The organism is Streptomyces sp. WAC06614 (assembly GCF_003949795.1).
Taxonomy (GTDB): Bacteria; Actinomycetota; Actinomycetes; order Streptomycetales; family Streptomycetaceae; genus Streptomyces.
Genome location: NZ_RPRY01000614.1, coordinates 1 through 1945, shown reverse-complemented (window position 1 = coordinate 1945; position 1945 = coordinate 1). Strand labels below are relative to the sequence as shown.

Annotated in this window: 2 protein-coding genes; one reads left to right on the top strand and one right to left on the bottom strand. The window is 76.5% G+C overall.

The window, feature by feature from the left end:
- Nucleotides 1–1128: alpha/beta hydrolase (locus EF918_RS35305; protein ID WP_148141345.1), on the bottom strand; the 1128-nt coding region annotated here is incomplete at its 3' end.
- A 265-nt stretch (nucleotides 1129–1393) separates the two neighbouring features.
- On the opposite strand from EF918_RS35305, the gene EF918_RS35300 reads away from it, so the two are divergent.
- Entirely contained in the window at nucleotides 1394–1696 is a 303-nt protein-coding gene (locus tag EF918_RS35300) for a WhiB family transcriptional regulator (protein WP_125652927.1), read from the top strand.
- Nucleotides 1697–1945 lie beyond the last annotated feature (249 nt).

The following is a 1945-nucleotide window of genomic DNA, read 5'->3' as shown; positions in this document are numbered from 1 at the left end:
GAGTTCGGCCTCCCCGCCGGCCTGCCACAGGCCGTTGGCGTAGCCGACGCACTCGTCCCGGAACGTCTCGGCCGAGCCGACGTCGACGTACGCGGGCGGCAGCCCCGACAGGTCCGTGGTGCGGGCCAGGATGCGGCGGAGCCAGCGGGTGCGGGTTCGGCGGGCGTCGTGGGTGAGGGCCGCCTGCGGGGCGAAGGTGTCGAAGCCGTGGAAGGCGCCCGGCCACACGTGGAGTTCGGCCTCCCCGCCGGCCTGCCACAGGCCGTTGGCGTAGCCGACGCACTCGTCCCGGAACGTCTCGGCCGAGCCGACGTCGACGTACGCGGGCGGCAGCCCCGACAGGTCCGTGGCACGGGCCGGCGCCGCGTACGCCGGCAGGTCCGGGTCCCCGTACCGGTCGCCGAGCAGTGCCTGCCAGGCCGTGGCGTTGGAGGTCCGGTCCCACAGGTCCACGCCGGCCATCTGGCCGCAGGAGAAGGTCGCGTTGCGGTCGTCCAGCATCGGGGACAGGAGCAACTGCCCGATCGGTACGGGCCCGCCACGGTCCCGCGTGAGCAGCGCGAGGGCCGCGGCGAGCCCCCCGCCCGCGCTCTTGCCGCCGACCACGATGCGGGCGGGGTCGACGCCCAGCCGGTCCGCGTGCCCGGCGGCCCAGGCCAGCCCGGCGTAACAGTCCTCCACCGCGGCGGGATACCGCGCCTGCGGCGCCAGCCGGTACTCGACCGATACGACGGCCAGCCCCAGCGGCAGCACCCACTCGCGCAGCAGCCGCGGGAGCACCGACCAGGCATTGCCCATGATCATCCCGCCGCCGTGCAGGTAGTAGAGCAACGGGAGCGGCTCGGTCACCCCGGCCGGCCGTGCGGAGACCAGCGTCAGCTCGGTGCCGGCGGTCCCGTCGGGGCCCCCGGTCCCGGCCGTGGCCGCCGCCGGCCCCGTCACCCGTAGCTCCTCCACCTCGAACGTGCCGCCCGCCCGGAGCTCGTCGACGGTCGGGCGGCGCCGGACCGCGACGTCGTGCGCCTGCCGGGCGGCGAGGTTCTCCGGGGTGAACGGCTCCCGCGCGGCGCGGTCCAACGCCGAAAGCGCCAGGCCCAGTTCGGGGTCGAAGGGGGGTACGCGATCCATGTACCGCAGTCAATCACGGCACCGGGCCGGGAACACCAACGCGGATCCCCCGAGGTGTCTCCACCTCGGGGAACCCGCGCACTTCGCTGACCTGTACCGACAACGAGCGGACGGGCGCGGCGTTACGGCGGCGCAGGGAGAGGTTTCGACCGCCGTGCAGCGGTCAGACGCGTCCGTGTCCATCGGAGTGAGGCCGAGCAGGCGACGGACATACCCACGAAGGTTCGAAGGAATCGAAGGAACTGACGGAAGGGACGGTACGGGGATGAGTGACGTCACGCGGCTTCCCGGGGCGCAGCTGCGGCACTGGCAGTGGCAGCAGCGGGCGCTCTGCCGGTCGTGGGGGACGGGCCCGTTCTACCACCCCGCCGGCGAACGCGGTGAGGACCGTGAGGGCCGGGACGCACTGGCGAAGCGGATCTGCGCGCGGTGCCCGGTGCGCCGCGCCTGCCTGGAGCATGCGCTGCGCACCCGGGAGAGCTACGGGGTGTGGGGCGGGCTCACCGAGGAGGAACGGCGGGCCGTGCTGGAGGCGGCGTCCCCGCGCTCCACGACCGGATCGGCATGACCGGCCCCCGGGCGCCGGCCCGGCCGACGCGGAACCGGACGCGAAGCCCGGCGCGTCGGACCACGAAGCCCGGCCCCCGGCCCGGCCCAGGACCGGCCCGGCGCCCGGCCCGGGCCAGGCCCGGCCGAGCCGAGCCAGCCCGAGCCGGGCCAGGCCGGGCCGAGCCGGGCCAGGCCAGCCCGAGCCGCGCGGGGCCGGGCCAGGCCGGGCCGGGCCGGGCGGGGCCGGGCGGGGCCGGGCCGGGCCCGG

What these genes read in the sequence shown, in the direction of transcription:
- EF918_RS35300 (WP_125652927.1), top strand. Translation starts at nt 1,394, where the DNA reads ATGAGTGACGTCACGCGGCTTCCCGGGGCGCAGCTGCGGCACTGGCAG.